At 55.7% G+C, this 19,155-nt stretch carries 11 protein-coding genes, 1 rRNA gene and 1 pseudogene; 10 read left to right on the top strand and 3 right to left on the bottom strand.

Going from position 1 to position 19,155, the window contains the following annotated elements; translation table 11 throughout:
• The 7 genes from rrf to CKW20_RS26590 form a co-directional block, all read left to right on the top strand.
• Positions 1 to 100, top strand: a 5S ribosomal RNA gene (gene rrf / locus CKW20_RS26560); the annotation flags it as partial.
• A 156-nt stretch (positions 101 to 256) separates the two neighbouring features.
• Complete coding sequence (recC, locus tag CKW20_RS26565) at positions 257 to 3,709, top strand: exodeoxyribonuclease V subunit gamma (RefSeq protein ID WP_095055531.1); 3,453 nt, start codon at positions 257 to 259, stop codon at positions 3,707 to 3,709.
• Positions 3,706 to 7,395: an exodeoxyribonuclease V subunit beta gene (gene recB, locus CKW20_RS26570; protein ID WP_095055532.1), complete on the top strand. Its 3,690-nt coding sequence runs from the start codon at positions 3,706 to 3,708 to the stop codon at positions 7,393 to 7,395. The genes recC and recB overlap by 4 nt, the downstream gene beginning before the upstream one ends.
• A complete protein-coding gene (gene recD / locus CKW20_RS26575) occupies positions 7,392 to 9,500 on the top strand; it encodes an exodeoxyribonuclease V subunit alpha (protein ID WP_095055533.1) in 2,109 nt (702 codons plus the stop codon). The genes recB and recD overlap by 4 nt, the downstream gene beginning before the upstream one ends.
• Before the next feature lie 118 nt (positions 9,501 to 9,618).
• Positions 9,619 to 10,194, top strand: a complete 576-nt coding sequence (locus tag CKW20_RS26580; RefSeq protein WP_095055534.1) for a YfiR family protein — start codon at positions 9,619 to 9,621, stop codon at positions 10,192 to 10,194.
• Positions 10,191 to 11,459, top strand: a complete 1,269-nt coding sequence (locus CKW20_RS26585; RefSeq protein ID WP_095055535.1) for a diguanylate cyclase domain-containing protein — start codon at positions 10,191 to 10,193, stop codon at positions 11,457 to 11,459. Before CKW20_RS26580 ends, CKW20_RS26585 begins: the two co-directional genes overlap by 4 nt.
• Before the next feature lie 5 nt (positions 11,460 to 11,464).
• A complete protein-coding gene (locus tag CKW20_RS26590) occupies positions 11,465 to 11,968 on the top strand; it encodes an OmpA family protein (RefSeq protein WP_095055536.1) in 504 nt (167 codons plus the stop codon).
• Here CKW20_RS26590 and CKW20_RS30275 read toward each other — a convergent pair.
• Positions 11,965 to 12,099: pseudogene (locus tag CKW20_RS30275) on the bottom strand (LysR family transcriptional regulator); the annotation flags it as partial. The gene CKW20_RS26590 and the pseudogene CKW20_RS30275 sit on opposite strands and share 4 nt — an antisense overlap.
• A 47-nt stretch (positions 12,100 to 12,146) precedes the next feature.
• Here CKW20_RS30275 and CKW20_RS26595 point away from each other — a divergent pair.
• The gene (locus tag CKW20_RS26595) at positions 12,147 to 13,631 is read left to right on the top strand and encodes a tyrosine-type recombinase/integrase (RefSeq protein WP_256585142.1); all 1,485 of its coding nucleotides are present in this window, start codon (positions 12,147 to 12,149) and stop codon (positions 13,629 to 13,631) included.
• 300 nt (positions 13,632 to 13,931) lie between these two features.
• Here the strand turns inward: CKW20_RS26595 and CKW20_RS26600 are convergent, their stop codons facing one another.
• Positions 13,932 to 16,160 (bottom strand): hypothetical protein, encoded by a 2,229-nt coding sequence (locus CKW20_RS26600; RefSeq protein ID WP_095055537.1) that lies wholly within the window; start codon positions 16,158 to 16,160, stop codon positions 13,932 to 13,934.
• Positions 16,161 to 16,566: 406 nt separating this feature from the next.
• Between CKW20_RS26600 and CKW20_RS26605 the strand changes: the two genes are divergently transcribed.
• Positions 16,567 to 17,097: a hypothetical protein gene (locus CKW20_RS26605; RefSeq protein WP_095055538.1), complete on the top strand. Its 531-nt coding sequence runs from the start codon at positions 16,567 to 16,569 to the stop codon at positions 17,095 to 17,097.
• A gap of 357 nt (positions 17,098 to 17,454) precedes the next feature.
• Positions 17,455 to 18,006: a Rha family transcriptional regulator gene (locus CKW20_RS26610; protein WP_256585143.1), complete on the top strand. Its 552-nt coding sequence runs from the start codon at positions 17,455 to 17,457 to the stop codon at positions 18,004 to 18,006.
• 379 nt (positions 18,007 to 18,385) lie between these two features.
• On the opposite strand, the gene CKW20_RS26615 is transcribed toward CKW20_RS26610, so the two are convergent.
• Positions 18,386 to 19,120, bottom strand: a complete 735-nt coding sequence (locus tag CKW20_RS26615; protein WP_095055539.1) for a toll/interleukin-1 receptor domain-containing protein — start codon at positions 19,118 to 19,120, stop codon at positions 18,386 to 18,388.
• Positions 19,121 to 19,155 lie beyond the last annotated feature (35 nt).

Here is a 19,155-nt window from a genome sequence, read left to right on the forward strand (position 1 = left end):
CATTGGAACCACCTGATCCCATCCCGAACTCAGCAGTGAAACGATGCATCGCCGATGGTAGTGTGGGGTTTCCCCATGTGAGAGTAGGTCATCGTCAAGATTAAATTCCGAAACCCCTATCTGCGTATGCAGGTAGGGGTTTTGTTTTGTCCGCAGGAAAGTTCGTACAGCATCATCGGACCGCTCCCGGCTGTCACAGTCTGCCGACAGTGCTAAGGTTCGGCCCTAGCTTTTGTATTTTTCCAAGGAAGCCTTTATGCCGGACGCTACGTCCCTCAGTGCTGGTTTTATGGTGGTCCACGGCAACCGCCTGGACGAGTTACGCAGCCTGGTGGTTAGCTGGATGCGGCGCTACCCGCTGGCTCCCTTGGAAAATGAAATCGCCTTGGTACAGAGCAACGGCATCGCTCAATGGCTGAAGCTGGCATTGGCCGAAGATCCTGAAGATGACGACATGGGCGGCTGCGGAATCGCCGCTGCCATCGACGTGCAGTTACCGGGCAGCTTCATGTGGCAGCTCTATCGCATGGTGCTGGGACGTGACGAAATCCCGGTCAAATCCCTTCTCGATAAAGCCCCGCTGACCTGGCGTCTGATGCGTCTGCTGCCACAGTTGATCAATCAACCGCACTTCGAACCCCTGCAGCGTTTTCTTACCAATGACACCGACTTACGTAAACGCTATCAATTGGCGGAGCGACTGGCAGACCTGTTTGACCAATATCAGGTCTACCGTGCCGACTGGCTCGAAGACTGGGCAGAAGGTCGTCATCAGTTACGAAATGGCAGGGGCGAGGCCAAAGCCCTGACCCCGGCCAACTGCTGGCAGGCGGAGCTGTGGCGAGCGTTGTTGCTGGATGTTGGTGAACAAGGCATGGCGCAAAGCCGCGCAGGCGTCCACCAACGCTTTATCGAGCGGATCAATAGCCTCGAAGTAGCGCCCAGTGGTTTGCCTTCACGGGTGATCGTTTTCGGTATTTCTTCCCTGCCTGCTCAAGCCCTGGAAGCGCTTGCCGGGCTTGCTCGATTCAGCCAGGTCTTGCTGTGCGTACACAATCCATGTCGTCACCATTGGGCGGACATCGTCGCCGACAAAGATCTATTGCGACATCAGTACAAGCGTCAGGCTCGCAAGAGCGGCATGCCAGTTGTGCTCGACTCGCAAACGCTCCATCAGCACGCCCACCCGCTATTGGCCGCGTGGGGTAAGCAGGGGCGGGACTACATTAATCTGCTCGACAGCTACGACGATCCGAGTAGCTATCGCTCGGCGTTTCGCGACGGGCGCATCGACCTTTTCAGCGAAAACCAACCACATAACATGCTCAATCAGTTGCAGGACGACATCCTGGAATTGCGTCCCCTGAACGAGACCCGCGAGCGTTGGCCTGCTATCGATTTGAAAAAGGACGAATCGATCCGTTTTCACATCGCCCATAGCGCTCAACGCGAAGTGGAGATCCTCCACGACCAATTGCTCGCACGATTCAGTGCCGACCCAGACCTGAGGCCTCGCGACGTAATCGTAATGGTCCCGGACATCGACAGTTATGCCCCGCATATCCGTGCTGTCTTTGGTCAGCTTGACCGCTTTGATCCGCGCTTCATTCCTTTCACGCTTGCGGATCAAGGCCAGCGAGGTCGTGACCCGCTACTGATCGCTGTCGAGCATCTGCTCAAACTTCCTGATAGTCGCTTCCCCGTCAGCGAAATCCTCGATCTGTTGGACGTTCCGGCATTACGCGCTCGCTTTGGTGTAGAGGAAAGTGACCTGCCAACCTTGCATCGCTGGATTGAAGGCGCAGGTATTCGCTGGGGGATGAACGCCGAGCAGCGCGCGGGCCTGGGCCTGCCTGAAGAACTGGAGCAAAACAGTTGGCGTTTCGGTCTGCGACGGATGCTGCTGGGTTATGCCGTGGGCAGCGCCAGTGCCTGTGAGGGGATCGAACCCTACGACGAGATTGGTGGTCTGGATGCCGCACTCATAGGTCCTTTGGTGGCATTGTTGGATGCGCTGGAAATTGCCCACCAGGAACTCACTCAACCTGCAGCGCCCAAACAATGGGGCTCGCGGTTGCAAGCTTTGGTGCAGTTGTTCTTCCTGGCCAGTAACGAGCATGACGACTATTTGTTGGCCCAACTCGAAGAGCTGCGAGAGACCTGGCTCGAGACCTGCGAGTCCGTAGGTTTGCAGGACGAGTTACCGCTGACCGTAGTCCGTGAAGCCTGGCTGGCGGGTCTCGATCAAGGTCGCCTGTCTCAGCGTTTCCTCGCCGGGGCCGTTAACTTCTGTACCTTGATGCCCATGCGAGCGATCCCCTTCAAACTGGTCTGCCTGCTTGGCATGAATGACGGCGATTACCCTCGCGCGCAGCCGCCGCTGGATTTCGACCTGATGGGCAGTGACTACCGTCCCGGCGATCGTTCCCGACGCGAGGATGATCGCTATCTGTTGCTGGAAGCATTGTTGTCCGCACGCGACCAACTCTATATCAGCTGGGTCGGCCGCAGTATTCGGGACAACAGCGAGCGCCCTGCTTCGGTGTTGATAGGGCAGTTGCGTGACCATCTTGGCAGCGGCTGGCGACTGCACGATGACAATGATGACCTGCTTGAGTCCATGACTCAGGAACACCCGCTGCAACCTTTCAGCGCTCGCTACTTTCACGAAGGCGATGATCTATTCAGCTACGCCAGCGAGTGGCAGGTTCTTCATCAAGCCGGTGATCTGGCGACTGATATCGAAGTACTTGAACCCTACGTCCAGGACGAACCACTGAGCCTGGGTCAACTGCAGGATTTTCTGCGCAACCCTGTACGACATTTCTTCAGTCAGCGGCTCAAAGTGTTCTTCGAGGCTGCCGAAGTGCCTTTGGCAGATGAAGAGCCATTTGTACTCGACGCGCTGCAACGCTATAGCCTCAGCGACAGCTTGCTCGAAGCGGCGCTGGGGCAATTGGACCAAACCGATCAGGTACTGGAAGCGCAGGCGAAACGCCTGCAAAACAGCGGGCTCTTGCCCATGGCTGGTTTTGGTGAATGTCTTCAGCGAGAGTTGATCGAGCCGCTACCAGATCTGCTACTGCGCTATCAGCAACTTCTGGCGTTATGGCCGACCCCGCTCACCAGCGCGTTGCCGGTGAGTCTGGAACTACAAGGATTGCGTCTGGAGGGTTGGCTCAGTGGCCTGCATCAACGCGCAGATGGCGGGTTGTTGTCGGTTACTACGATTCCCAACAGCATCGGTTCGATCAAAGCCCGCAAATGGCATCGCCTGACGCGACCTTGGGTCAATCACCTGGTGGCCTGTGCCAGCGGCATGCCGATGACAACTGCATTGGTGGCCAGCGACGACAGTTTGCTCCTCGGTCCGATAGAGGAGGCCGCAGCATCCCGGGTTCTGGGCGATCTGTTGTTGGCCTGGCAAACGGGCATGCGTCAGCCGCTGCCGATTGCAGTAAAAACAGCGTTCGCCTGGCTCGCTCAAACCGATCCGGCCAAAGCTGACGCCGCTGCCCGCAAGGCCTATGAAGGCGATGGCCAGACCACTGACGGCGAGCGCCGCGAAAGCCCGGCACTCGCTCGGCAATTCGCCGATTACGATGCACTGATTGCCGACGAGACCTTCCCCGATTGGTGCGACGCTTTATATCGGCCGCTGTTTGAGGCCTCGTGGCGTTCATCGACCAGCGAGGAGGCGCGCTCATGACCACGAAAACACCGCTGGCCCTGGCATTCCCTCTGCGTGGCAGCCAACTGATCGAAGCCAGCGCCGGGACCGGTAAGACCTTCACCATTTCTGCGCTGTACTTGCGTCTGGTCCTTGGCCACGGCGGCGAGTCGAGTGGTTTTGGCCGTGAACTGCTGCCGCCGCAAATCCTCGTGGTCACCTTCACCGATGCCGCAACCAAAGAACTGCGCGAACGTATTCGCACACGGCTGGCTGAAGCCGCACGGTTTTTCCGTGATGAGACACCGGCACCGGATGGCCTCATTGCCGAATTGCGCGAGCAGTACCTTCCCGAACAGTGGTCCGGCTGTGCAAACCGCCTGGACATCGCTGCCCAGTGGATGGATGAAGCGGCGGTATCGACCATCCATAGTTGGTGCCAGCGCATGCTGCGCGAACATGCGTTCGACAGTGGCAGCCTGTTCACTCAGACCCTGGAAACCGATCACAGCGATTTACTCGGCGAAGTCCTGTGCGACTACTGGCGACTGTTTTGCTACCCGATGCAAGGCGATGCGTTGAACTGGGTTCGCGGCAATTGGGGCGGCCCGGCGGCGTTGCTGCCGCGAGTGCGAGGGTTGTTCGCCAGCGAGCGTGACAGCGTTGCAGGTAAAGAGCCTGCCGAGTTGATTGCCGAATGCCTGCAGGAGCGACGGGCCGCTTTGCTCGAACTCAAGATGCCCTGGCGCCAATGGGCGGATGAGTTGCTTGCCATCTGTCACCAGGGCGTCGCGAGCAAAAGCGTCGATGGCCGCAAGATGCAGCCGCGCTACTTTGAACCCTGGTTCGAAAAGCTCCGAGCCTGGGCCGAAGACGAATCTCTCGAGCAACTGGACATTGGCACTGGCTTCACTCGTCTGACCCCTGATGGCATGGCTGAAGCCTGGAAGGGTGAAGCTCCCCGTCATCCCGGTCTTGATGCAATGCCCGGTCTCAAGATCAGTCTCGAGCGTTTGCCGACTCCCGATGCCGCCGTGCTGCAACACGCCGCGCATTGGGTGGGTGCTCGGTTCGAAGAAGAAAAGCGTCGCCGCGCGGAAATGGGCTTCGATGACATGCTGCTGCGCCTCGATGCGGCGTTGCAGTCCGAAGGCGGTGAGCGCCTCGCAACACTGATCCGCGAGCAGTTCCCGGTCGCGTTGATCGACGAATTCCAGGACACCGACCCGGTGCAGTATCGAATCTTCGAGAGCATTTATCGCATCGAAGACAACAATCCTGAAACCGGTCTGTTTCTGATCGGCGACCCGAAGCAGGCGATCTATGCCTTCCGCGGAGCCGACATCTATACCTACTTGCGTGCCCGCCAAGCCACCACTGGCCGCCTGCATACCCTGGGCACCAACTTCCGTTCCAGTCATGGCATGGTCAGTGCGGTGAACCATGTGTTCGAGCGCGCCGAATCTCGTGAGCAGGGACGCGGAGCATTCCTGTTTCGTGAGAAAAATGGCGAGAACCCGGTACCGTTCCTGCCCGTCGAATCCCAAGGGCGCAAAGAAATTCTGCAGATTGATGGTCAGGTTGTACCGGCCCTGAACATCTGGCACCTGTCCGCCGATCAGCCACTGTCTGGCGCGGTGTATCGACAACAACTGGCCGCTGCCTGCGCCAGTGAAATCACCGCGCTGCTCAATGGTGGCCAGCAAGACCATGCTGGCTTCATCCAGGACGGTAAGGACTTCAAAGGTCTGCTGCCATCGGATATTGCAATTCTGGTGCGCGACGGCAAAGAGGCCCAAGCTGTGCGTGGCGAACTTTCGGCCCGCGGTGTGCGCAGCGTTTACCTGTCAGACAAGGATTCCGTGTTCGCCGCGCAGGAAGCCCATGATCTGCTGACCTGGCTCAAGGCGTGTGCCGAGCCGGATGTCGAGCGTCCCCTCCGGGCCGCGCTGGCCTGCATCACGCTGAACCTTTCGCTGGCTGAGCTGGAACGGCTGAATCAGGACGAACTGGCCTGGGAAGCACGGGTCATGCAGTTCCGCGGTTATCGCGAGCTCTGGCGCAAGCAGGGCGTGCTGCCAATGTTGCGGCGTTTGTTGCACGACTTCCAACTGCCCCAGGCGTTGATCGCGCGTAACGATGGCGAGCGAGTATTGACCAACCTGCTGCACCTGTCCGAGCTGCTGCAGCAGGCCTGCGCGGAACTCGATGGCGAGCAAGCCTTGATCCGTCATTTGTCCGAGCATCTGGCATTGTCCGGTCAGGCTGGCGAAGAACAGATCCTGCGCCTGGAAAGCGACGAACAACTGGTCAAGGTTGTGACCATCCACAAATCCAAAGGGCTTGAATATCCGTTGGTGTTTCTGCCGTTCATTTGCTCGGCAAAACCGGTGGATGGCAGCCGTCTGCCGTTGTATTACCACGATGCGATGGGCAAGGCTCAAGTGAGCTTGAAGCCGACGCCCGAGTTGATCGTCCAGGCCGATGATGAGCGCTTGGCCGAGGATCTTCGGCTGCTCTATGTCGCTCTGACCCGGGCGCAACATGCTTGCTGGGTCGGTGTGACTGACCTCAAGCGCGGCAACAACAACGGTTCGGTTCTGCACCTTTCGGCGTTGGGTTATCTGCTGGGCGGTGGTGCGCCATTGGCCGAGTCGGCAGGGTTGCGGCGTTGGCTGGAAGATTTGCAGCAGGACTGCCCGGCGCTGAACTACGGTGAAATACCTGAAGCGAGCGCCGAGCATTACCATCCGCCGCGCAATGAAGCGACCTTGCTTGCGCCGCTGATACCCAAGCGCAAGGCCAGCGAAAACTGGTGGATCGCCTCCTACAGCGCCTTGCGCATTGGCGACAGTCTGAGCATGGGAAGTGACGAAGCTCCAGAGAGCCCGCAAGCACAAAAGCTTTTTGACGACGAACGTCTCGATCCGCAAGCGCCGCGAGAAGTGATTGCTGGCGGGGCTGATATCCATCGATTCCCTCGCGGGCCGAACCCCGGCACTTTTCTCCATGGATTGCTTGAGTGGGCCGGTGACGAAGGTTTTACCGCTGCACCCCAGACTGTGGAAGACGCCATCGCCCGCCGCTGCAATCGCCGTGGCTGGGAAGGTTGGATCACGACGTTGAGTGACTGGTTGCAGCACTTGCTCAAATCCCCGCTGCACATCGGCGGCGGGCAGCCACCAGTGGTGTTCGAGAAGTTGACCCAATACCGGGTCGAGATGGAATTCTGGTTCGCCAGTCACAAAGTCGATGTGCTCAAACTCGATGAACTGGTGCGCCAATACACCCACAACGGCGTGGCCAGGGTGGCCGCCGAACCGGTGCTGCTCAATGGCATGTTCAAAGGCTTCATCGACCTGACGTTCGAGCACGATGGTCGTTATTACGTCGCCGACTACAAATCCAACTGGCTGGGTGTCGATGACGCGGCCTATACCGAGCAGGCCATGGAGCAGTCGATTCTCGATAACCGTTACGACCTGCAATATGTGTTGTACCTGCTAGCCCTGCATCGCCAGCTCAAGGCGCGGCTGGTCGATTACGATTACGATCGGCATGTCGGTGGGGCGTTGTATTTGTTCCTTCGCGGTACTCGCGCGGCCAGCCAGGGCGTGTATTTCGCCCGTCCGCCACGGGAGCTGATCGAGCGTCTGGACCGGTTGTTCCAGGGCAAGCCAGAGCCCAAGGCCGAACCCGCCTGGGAACAGGGAGTACTGCTATGAGTCGCACCTTCGCCGATTTGCTGCCCACGCCATTGGCGGCCGAAAGTCTGGCGGACCTGGCCCCCCTGAGTCGCGCAGATGACTTGTTGCTGCTGCTCACGCGCTGGGTCGAGCGCGGTTGGCTGCGGGCGCTGGACAAGGCCTTCGTGGCCTTTCTCCACGAACTCGCCCCCGACGATGATCCACTGATGCTGTTGGCCGCGGCGTTGACCAGTCACCAACTGGGTCACGGCCATGTTTGCCTGGACCTGTTCGAAACGCTGAAAGAACCAGACTTCGCTCTATCGCTGCCGCCGGAAGGTGATCTGCAAAGTGGCGCGATGTTGCTGCCGTCGCAATTGCTTGAGGCGCTGGACGGTGCTCATTGGTGCAAGGTCCTGGCGTCCAGCCGCTTGGTGGCTCTGGCCGTCGACGAGCGTGAAGCCGCGCAGCACCGGCCGTTGGTGCTATCGGGTAAACGCCTGTACTTGCGTCGCTACTGGGCTTACGAACGGCGGATCGATAACGCCCTGCGTCAGCGTCTGGCGGCATACGAAACAACACCGAGTGATTTGCCCCAGCGCCTGACGGGCCTGTTCGGTCCAGCCAGACCTGATGACGTGATCGACTGGCAAAAACTCGCTTGCGCCCTGGCCACACGTAGCGCATTCAGCATCGTCACAGGCGGCCCGGGAACCGGTAAAACCACCACGGTCGTGCGTTTGCTTGCATTGCTCCAGGCGCCCGCAGTGGAGGCCGGCAAACCGCTGCGCATCCGTCTTGCGGCACCCACTGGCAAAGCTGCTGCACGCTTGACCGAGTCCATCAGCCAGCAGGTTCAAACCCTGAAAGTCCCTGAAACGGTGCGCGGGAAGATCCCGTCGGATGTGACCACCGTGCACCGTTTGCTCGGCAGTCGTCCCGGTACCCGGCATTTCCGGCACCACGCCGGCAATCGCTTGCCGCTGGATGTATTAGTGGTGGACGAAGCCTCGATGATCGACCTGGAAATGATGGCCAATCTGCTCGACGCATTGCCAGCCCATGCCCGTCTGGTGCTGCTCGGTGACAAGGATCAACTGGCGTCGGTCGAGGCCGGTGCCGTGCTGGGTGATCTGTGCCGCGATGCCGAAGCCGGTTGGTACAGCCCGCAGACCCGCCAGTGGCTGGAGGCGGTCAGCGGTGAAAATCTTGGTGCGAGCGATTTGCACGAAGACATCAACGGAGCGCATCCCCTGGCTCAGCAAGTCGTGATGCTGCGTCACTCACGGCGCTTTGGTGAGGGCAGCGGCATTGGCCAGTTGGCCCGTTGGGTCAACCGGCAGCAACCTGAGGACGCCCGCAAGTTATTGGCGGCTGGAAGCCATGACGATGTATTTTCCCTGCCTCTCAAGGGGGAGCAGGATCGGGCGCTGGAGCGCTTGCTGCTCGAAGGCCAGGGTGAGAGGCCGAAAGGTTATCGGCATTACCTGAGTCTTTTGCGCAGTCAGCGGCCACCGCTCGACTGCCCACTCGATGATCCACGCTGGACCCATTGGGCTCGTGTGGTGCTGCAAGCCTTCGATACCTTCCAGCTGTTGTGCGCGGTACGCAAAGGGCCTTGGGGTGTGGAAGGCTTGAATCAGCGAGTGACTGACGCGCTGCTCAAGGCTCGGCTGATCGACAGCGACCACCAGTGGTATGAAGGTCGGCCCGTGCTGATGACCCGCAACGACTATGGCCTGGGTTTGATGAACGGCGATATTGGCATTGCGCTCAAGCTGCCGGAACGTGAGGGGCCCGATGCAGGGCGGCAAGTGCTACGTGTGGCCTTCCCGCGCAACGATGGTCAGGGCGGTGTGCGCTTTGTGCTGCCAAGCCGGCTCAACGATGTCGATACCGTGTACGCCATGACCGTACACAAATCCCAAGGCTCGGAATTTGCCCATACGGCGTTGATTCTGCCGGACGCCCTGAACCCTGTGCTCACCAAGGAACTGATCTATACCGGGATTACCCGGGCCAAACACTGGTTCACCCTGATTGAGCCTCGCGCCGGCGTATTCGAAGAGGCCGTGCGGCGCAAGGTCAAGCGCTTGAGCGGGTTGATGCTGGAGCTGGAAGAGGGTATCGAGCCGGGCCACTAAGCGGGCGGCGCCAGACGACGGAATCTGTCCGAAGTGCCGTGGTGCGTGGCCTCGCTGGTGTTTCGGTGCTGTGCTATCGTTGCGGCATCATTTCGTTGCGATCGAAGAGAATCCCTGCATGAAGGTGGCTGTCTGGGCGACAGAGCGCGTTGTTGGCTGCAAGCAAGTGCTGCTTGCCGGCCTTCTCTGTTTGTTGACGGGCGTTGCCTGCGCTCAGCCGGAAATTGCCGTGAGCAAGGCCGACCAGCGCGCCAGAGCGGTCACTCAGGTAGTGCTCGGGATCCTCAGTTATGCCCGGTGGCCTGTTGAGCCCCAACAGTCGCGACTGTGCGTGGTCGGCCCTACCGAGTACACCGACGACTTGGTCAAAGGCACGACCCAGCCCACTGGTCGGCCTGTCACCGTGCGCCGGCTTTTGGCCGACAACCCGGCCATTGCCGGTGAATGCGACGCGGTGTACATCGGTAAGCTGACCAGCGACGAGCGTAGTCGGCTATTCGCCTCGCTGACAGGACGCCCGGTGGTGAGCATCAGCGAAGGCGACGATCAATGCACCGTTGGCAGTCTGTTCTGCTTGCGGGTCGGCGATCAACAGGTGTCCTTCGAGGTCAACCTCGACTCGGTCGCCCGCAGCGGTGTGCGCATTCATCCCAGCGTGCTGCAACTGTCGCGTCGCAAGCCGGCGGCGCCATGAATCTATTCAAATCTCGTATACGTCCGACCTTAGGGTCGCTTATCGGCCGTGGGCATTTGATCGTCGCCCTGGTGGGCGTGGCCATGGCCAGTGTTTCGTTGACCCTGCTGGGCGTTCTGGCCTTGCGGGTTTATGCCGATCACAACCTGCATCTGATTGCCCGCTCGATCAACTACACCGTGGAAGCCGCGGTGGTGTTCAACGATAAGGTCGCCGCCACTGAGGCGTTGGCATTGATCGCGTCCACCGAAGAAGTGGCTGATGCCCTGGTGATGGATGGGCAAGGGGAGTTGCTCGCACGTTGGCAACGACCGGAAACGGGATTGCTCTCCGATCTTGAAATGCAGGTCGCCCGGGCGATTCTGGAAAAACCCATCAGCATGCCGATCGTCCATCAAGGTCAGGAAATCGGCAGCATTCTGCTCACCGGCCACGGCGGCAGTCTGATGCGCTTTTTGCTCAGCGGTCTGATGGGGATCGTCTTGTGTACCGCCGTCAGTGCCTGCGTTGCGCTCTATCTGGCGCGTCGGCAATTGCGGGGGATCATCGGCCCGTTGCGCAGCCTGGCTGCCGTGGCTCACGCCGCCCGCAGTGAGCGAGCTTTCGACCAGCGCGTGCCGCCCGCCGACATTGCCGAACTCGACAACCTGGGCAACGACTTCAATGCCTTGCTCGATGAACTCGAATCCTGGCAGACCCACTTGCAAAGCGAAAACGAAACCCTGGCCCACCAAGCCAGCCATGACAGCCTTACCGGGCTGCCGAATCGAGCATTTTTCGAAGGCCGCCTGATGCGTGCCTTGCGCAATGCAGGCAAGCTCGATGAGCGAGTGGCCGTGCTGTTTCTCGACAGCGACCGGTTCAAGGAGATCAACGATAACTTCGGCCACGCTGCCGGCGATGCGGTGCTGATCGCCGTGGCAACCCGGGTTCGCGCACAGCTGCGTGAAGAGGATCTGGTTGCACGTCTGGGCGGCGACGAGTTTGCAATCCTGCTCACACCGCTGCACAAGGCCGAAGACGCCGAACGGATTGCTGACAAAATCATCGCCAGCATGGAAATACCCATCCAATTGCCGGGCAGTACCCAGGTGTTGACTTCACTCAGTATTGGCATCGCCGTGTACCCCGATCATGGGGTCACACCGGGTGAGTTGCTCGATGCTGCCGACGCCGCGATGTACCAGGCCAAACGCCTTTCCCGAGGCGCGCAGCAAACGGCAGGGGCGGAGCTCCCTGTCGCCCATGTTCAAACCAGGAGCTAGTTTCTGTGTTCACCCCCAATCAGCATTCTCTACGACTGTTCACGATCACCCTGTTCCTGGCCTTGCTGGCATTGACCGGTTGCCAGATGGCACCGCAACAAGGCCTGACCCCGGCGCAGATCGCCGAGCTCAAGCAGCAAGGTTTCGAGATGACTGACGAGGGCTGGGCCTTTGGTCTGTCCGATAAAGTGCTGTTCGGCAGTGATGTCGAGAACCTCAACGCCGTTAGTACCGAGATTGTCGAGCGCATTGGCAAGGCGTTATTGAGTGTGGAAATCGAACGGGTGAGGGTCGACGGCCACACCGATGCTTCGGGCAAAGAGTCCTATAACGAACAGCTTTCCCTGCGTCGCGCAAAAAGCGTCGGCAAGGTTTTGGCCGCCGTCGGCATGAAAGAAGAAAACATCCAACTGCGCGGTCTGGGCAGCAGCAACCCCGTCGCTTCCAACGACAGCGCGGTCGGACGCACCGAGAACCGTCGGGTATCGATCGTGGTGAGCGCGGATTAATCGGCGAACAGCATCTCTCTACTTTCCCCCATCAACAGCCCTTGATTCTGCTCGGTGACGGCACGGATGTAATCCCACAGCAGTGTGATTCGCTTGAGCTTGCGCAGGTCTTCCCGGCAGTACATCCAGAACTACAGGACGTAAGGGTTCCACCCAATGATTACGGGGCCCTAATGCCATGATGACCATTTTCAAGCTCTGTCCTGTTACAAGTGCTGTCACAAACTCTGCTGTCTCCCTCAGGCCCACTACAAGGCTCGCTAAGCCCTATCACTACAGGCGCAATGGCATCTACTATCTGCGCCTCAGAGAGACCGGCAGCACCACTCAAACCACCTCAGTTTCCCTTAAGACCACCGATAGAAAGGCCGCTATGGACGCTTCACGACGACTTGCCGAGACCATCAAGGCTTTCCACTTGGACCACCCTCAGGCGACTTGGCTTGAGCTGCGGGAGCATCTGTTGTGGGTCGCTGAGAGTCTCTTGTCGACTGCCCATGATGTTCACTCGTTACGTGACTGGGGCGACCTCTACGAAGACGTTTGGACCAACCTGTCTGAGATTGCTGCAACGATGCCACTCAGCGTCGATCAGCATGAACACGTAGCGAGAGCGAGGGAGGTGATGTCTGCTGCTCAGGTGCGCCTACAGGGCGACTCTGTGCCATTGGTGACCATCATCCGGGACCTTGAAGGTGACCAAGCGAAGCCCGCAGAGAGCGTCCCTGTGTCTCTATCTGTATTAGCTCCAATGACCTTTGAGGTTCTCTCGGGGCTCTACTTGGCGGACCGCGCTCAGGACCAGAAGGCATCGACCCTTAAGGAGACTAAGGTGTGCCACGGAACACTCTCTGCTCAGTTGGGAGACCTTGATCTACGGAATCACTCAAGGGCTGACCTTGTGGCTCTCCGAGATCGCCTCTCCGAAGGCCGGATGTCCTCAACGGTCAACAAGCTGCTCGTGAAACTCTCGGCGGTACTCGCTTGGGCTGTGGAGAACGGTCATCTGGTAAAGACCTACGACAAGAAGCTGAAACTCACGAAGGGCCTCGAATCGACCCGTAAGACGTTCTCTCAGGCTCAAGTGGTCAAGGTGATGGAGTATGCGAGCAACCTCCCAGAGACCTCATGGAAGCGCTGGCTGCTCAGTCTTGGAGTCATCACTGGCGGGCGTCTAAACGAAATCTCTCAGCTAACAACAAGCGACATACAGACTCTTGCGTCGGGAATCGTTGCCATCCACATCAATGAGGCTGGAGAAGGGAAGTCGATAAAGAACAAGCGCAGTGAACGATTGGTGCCGTTAACTGATGGCGCCTATGGATTCGACCTTGCAGCATTCTTGCGATATGTCGAGTTATGCAAGCTCAGTGGGGCGGAGCCGGAGCCATTGGCGCAGATCGGGTACAAGACAGCGGGAGACTGGGCAAACCGTCAAGCAATCCCTGTGGCTCTTGGAGCTGATCACAAGGCTGGCCTCACTTACCACTCATTCCGCCATTCCTTGGCTTCGCTGATGCAGGTTCAGGGCGTTCCTACGGTTCATGCTCAGGCGGTCATGGGGCATGCCTCGGGGACCATCACGTTCGATATATATGGAAACGGTGTACCCATTGAGGCACTCGCTAAGGTGCTTTCCGGAGTCTTTCGGGAAGTTAGCTGACGCTTTCAGGACTCGTGCGCTGGACACCAAGGCTACCGTCCCTATGCAAAGATCAGCTCAGTTTTCGCGCTCCTACGTGAAATCTGAGTATCTCTCAGAGGGGGTGAACCTCAGAAATTCAAGGGGAACCTGATTTTAGATCCCCTTGACTCCGCAGCTCCGTCTAACACATGAAGCACTACCAAATCTTCTGAGGTGTATCAGTAATAGAGTCGGACACCCTCTGCGAGCATCCGGAATTCCTGTCTTCAAGGCCCTTAGGACGGGACTCGTACCTCAGCAGCAGGCTTTATTGCATTCTCAGCCGATGTTGTCAGAGTACTTTTTATACTGGTCATGTTTAAGTTTGTTGGCTCGCTCACTAATAATCATGCTGATCCTCTCAGGAGGTCGATCACCCCACTCTTCAGTGTCGCCCATTAACTGATGCATGGTCGCTGAGGGTAGATGTCTGCCAAGTTGTAAGCCTGCGGTAGTTGGCAATAGATCAGAAAATAATCTTCTGACATTTTCAGCGTTAGCAGCCAAGGAAACAAAGTTTAGTATGAACTCAGGTCGCATGATGTAGGGGGCCCCTCCTTGAGACTCGACAAGAGCCTTCGAGAAATTCAGTACGTGAGTTTCCTTTGTAAGCCACCACGTCCTGTAGCCAAATCCGTCATAGATACCGGCTTCTTCGTTTTTTCTCCTTTGCGCATATGTGGCATATGCCATCAAAGCATCGTTATATGAAAGGTCTTCATGCTTAGACGGTCTTGCTTCTTCGAGCTTGGCCGCAAGCTCCTTTACTTTCTCATCGTTCACGGATGCCTTGAGTTCCTCTGTTGAGAGAAATTTCATGCTAAATTTTTGAAGCAGAAAGCCCTTGAGATCCTGTCGAGCACTTTCAGAGCGATTTCGAAGTGCTGAATGTGTGACGACTTGCTCTATAAATTGAGTCCAGGTTTTAGGGCCTTTAGCAGCTTTGCGAGAATGAAAGTATGCTCGGATCATAATTCGGTCACTATCAATCGTCATATCTTTTTGTAGGTACTTTTCTTGTTCCGCATAGTGATTTCTGAATTCTAAGTCAGTGGCGTGTAGGTGAGTGAAAACTTCATCCAGTACTGGTTCGGTTAAAGTCAGCTCTGACCCCAGCTGTTTACATACCTCAAGTATTCTGGTGACCTGCTTGTTTGCGTCCTCTACGTACCTCTCAGAGATTGCCTTAACAATCAAATCAGTTCCGATGAGCAGTCGGAAGTTTCCTCCCATCTTGTTAAAGTACTCCAGAAGCCTCGGTGCAGACTGCATGGTAACCAATAGGCAGGAAGTCTTAGAGAGGTAAGCCATGTATTCTCTTTCCTCCGTTGAAGGATGGTAGAATATCCCTCGAAGAGAATTAAGACAGGCTCCAAACATTTCTGGGGTGAGGGATTTTCCGTGGTCAATTTCGGAAAGTACTCTCACCATAATATCTTCTACCACTTGGTCAGAGATATGTATTGTCTCAAGTTTTCCTTCCAGAAAAGCCGCGAGTAGTAGGCCCTGATCGATGAAGTAGCGATGCACGGTTTGAAACACAAGTGTGTTGCAAGCAACTTTTTGTATTGCCTTCTCTATATCACCGATTTCCCCGACCAATCTCGCGGTGATCGAGTGTCGAAATGTGGTCTGCCGCGCCAGAGCTGCGCTTGCCTCAGTGGCCAATATTGTTCGCATCTCGTAGGGCAATGAAAAACTGTCAGTAGCTTTATAGTATCTGAGACGCTCCACTCCGCCTGCTTCTTTGGTCATGAGGGCCGTCAGGCGCTTATTGAGATTTGGAAGTAATACGGTTTTTGCTTGCGGGAATAATTCCGATATTGAAGTGTGTATTGACGAGCGATTTACCAAGATTTTGGTATCTGGATCGGTATCTCTGAGAGACCAATAAATCAATGCGTCCAAAACCTGTTCGTTTAAATGGTTCTTTACATGCTTGCTTTTTAGTTCGTAATTTAGATATACATAAACCGTAGGGTCCGTTGCATACTCATTGACGGCGGTTAGGTTGCTGCTTGCTGCTCGTGACAATGCAGATATTTCAGAAGTGAAGAACTCATAAAACATACTGTTGTACTTTTCGTCAGTATTAACGTAACCCTTGATTTTTTCATAGTCTCTGAATTGAACCATGATGCCATGATTTTCAATAATTTCTTGTACAATGATGTCCGACTTTGGTAAGGCAATGCTGGTGACGTAAATTATTTGAAGAGGGGTGCGTCCACTGGTTTGTAACGCTTTTATCGTCTCATTAACCTTTGCTTTGACACCCGCTTCAGCAGTAATTGTAAACTGTACGAAGGTATTTGGTTTTCCGGTAATTTCCTGTATGTAGCTGGAAAGTGCCCCATCCGCCCCACCGTCATGTATTCCGCCCATAGGAATAAAGCTTTCCTTAAAGACGAGGGCAAATAGCTGTTTCGCAAATACTTCAAAGCGAACGCCAGAAATTTTTCCCATCAAATAAGAAAACAAATCATCCGGTACAATTTTTATGGACATGGGGTGGGGACTTCCTTGATTGGGTGGCGGCGTCACGGTTCTTCTTCGCTAAGGTAATCCAACACCGATTCTATGGTTTTGTCAACGCGGATAATGCCGAAAGCATCTAAACGTGATTGAAGCCTGTTCGGTTAAACCATTTGTTGCGGGCAGCAGCTTAGAATCGGCTCGACGCCACGTTGATTTACGTAAAGATTAGCTCCTGTCGGTGAAATTTCCATCGGGTACACCGTGGAATTAAAAACCCTCACTATGGTTACCAGTAGCACGAGCCTCTAATAAAGTTCAGTTGATGGTTACACAAGCGAAATGCAGCGTTTCACGAGTAGGCCTGTAAAGATATTAAATCCCCTCACTATTACGGGACAGGCCCTCTGCTTGTTCATCTGAATAGGAGTCCTCATCATTGACCATAATTTCGAACCGTCTCAAAACCACCATCGACATTACAACTGAGCAAGAACTGACATTTGATACCCATACAGGTGAAGTCCTTGTGAGCCGAAAGGAGATCATAAAAAGACATAGAGTCACCACGGACGTGGGCAAGCAATGCAGACACCCAGTTGATGCTCGCAACTTTGAGGAGCTCGCTGAGATCCTTTCCGTTCACGACCATTGGGCTGACAATCTGACCGTCGAGGCTGACAAGCTTCTGGACCTACTGGAGACAGGAAAAATCACTGCGGGCGCCGTCAGGTTGTTCCGGCAGATCCTACTTGGATTGGCTGGTCGGAATATCTGGTTTGGCAAGCTGGCCGACATCGGGACCAAGCGGGAGATTGGAGACTTGAGCCAAGCTGGCTTAATCCGTGTGATCCGACAAGGGAAGACACTTCCGACCAAAGTAACCGTTCATCCGTGGTACGGCTGGCGTGGCGATCTGGCCAGTCGTCAGTCCTACATTGGTGACTGGATCGGCGGCATCGAGGATTGAGGTCAAGGTTCCGAAACTGCTACCAACACATGACTGGAGACCATATCCACCATGGGCTCTCGAATCCGCCTATATATATAAAAGACCAACTTGGAGGACCCATGAGGATGCCCGGTAAGAAGGAGGGGAGTAATGATTATCACCCTCCATCGAAAAGGGCATCTTGAAGGTACCCATCCGCTTCAACTCAACGAGCCTAAGTCTGGGCAGACTGAACCCTCTCGCCCGTCGCTGGGCAATTAATCGAGCAGAGTCTTTCTGATTGTTCCTTGTGCTACTCGCCAGAACCCTTGTCGTGGGTCTCTGTGCTGGTCGGTGGGAGTGAACTCAGGGAGCAATCAAAAGGAGTAACGACTAATGAAAGAAATGATCAGCACTACCGCAGCCACCTTCGAGAAGATCAACAAGGCTGGAGTGATGACCCCAACGACCATCAACGGTTTGCCCGGTATGTCGTCCTTGGAGATCGCTGAGATCACTGGCAAGCGGCATGACCGTGTTCTGAAGGACGCCAGGAAGATGCTCGAAGAGTTGGGATTAATAGGAGTCGTCAAAACCGACGCGTCCTCCTTTGTCGAGACCAGCTACCAGAATAGTCAGAACAAAGCTCAGCCGATGGTTATCCTCGACAAGGAACTGACCTTTACGCTCATCACCGGCTACAGCGTCAAACTACGTCACCTGATCGTCAAACGCTGGCTTGAACTTGAAGGGGTAGGCTTTGAGCATGTGTCCGTTCAGGCCGCTGTGGTCCATCTGATCGAACGTGAGAAGGACAATCGGCAAGCAGCCCTTCATGCCATCAAGAAGGCCATCAGGAAGACTCCACGGTGTCCTCTGAGCCCTGCCGAAAAGGAGCTCCAGCGTTTGAGGCGACTGGCCTACAGGAACTCCCAAAGGGGCCTGTGAGGTCGTCCAAGCAAACACTCAATATGCTTTGGGGTTGTATAGGGTTAGGAGTGTAACTGCATTAACTTGACCGCCTAATTGAGCTTCTCATGAACAAATGCCTGCAAAAGAGCGAGTGGCCGCACTCAACTGATTCTGTTGAAACAGTCGGCGCGGCTTCCTGCTCAGAAAAAAGCGCCTCTGAGATTGAATCCGCAATACGCGCATAAGGATCAAGGCTCAGATGTTACGTAGCAACCACAAAAATCACGTTTTCATCGCTCCATGATTGCCCATTTGGCCGGGTCGACTTTTTCAACACAATCGATCAGTTGCTGTCATCCATAGTGTCTCGACCCCAAATAGCAAAAATAACGGATTGCGCCGAACTTGTTCTAATTCAAAGTTTATGGAATATGGCGTACTGCTTCCCTTTTGTCGTAAGGTACAGAAGCTTGCCCGCGCCTTGAGTTAAAAGGCCGTCTTCTTTGGCTTGCTCGATCAGCACATCAAGCATCAATCTGGATATATTGATGTCAGCACGCAATTCGCTGTAACTCAGATAGTCTTCGTTTTGCCTTTCAAAGATACGTACCAAACTCTTCATGAGTTCGAGAATGGCATCGCCTTGCCGCTCAGGTGGGTTGTTTAGTACAGGTATGAAGGGACTATTTCCTACCGGAGGTTTAACAAAGAGCGGTGTGCCATGAAGAGTCCGAATTAGCTCGTCGAAGGAAAATTCGGTTTGATCGTCGCTCGAAAAATCAATAAATAACTTTGACTTCAAAAACGTAGGAGTTTCATGAGTTCCAGTTTGACGAATTAAAGGTATCACCTTGTTAGAATCAATGGTCCTCATCAAATCCGCCGTAACAATCATCTTTTCATAACCGACCCCACCTGATCCCGAGTTGGCTTTCCCTACATAGCGTTCAGTGCAGATCATGAGCACTCGGTCGGAAGACGCAAGGTTTTGCTCCATGAAATGCGGAAGGTCGTCTCCTGGCTGTAACTCCCATTGGTCCAGTATTGCGTCTACACCAGAGTTACGTAGCCTTGTCGCAAATTCTAAGACCCACTGCTTATGTTCTTGCGAATCGTGCGAATAGGAGATGAATACTTTCGGAATGCTCATGGTTCTCTACGCTCAAAGCTCTTTGGTCACGGGCT

Origin of the sequence: Pseudomonas sp. Irchel s3b2 (assembly GCF_900187445.1) — a bacterium.
GTDB lineage: Bacteria > Pseudomonadota > Gammaproteobacteria > Pseudomonadales > Pseudomonadaceae > Aquipseudomonas.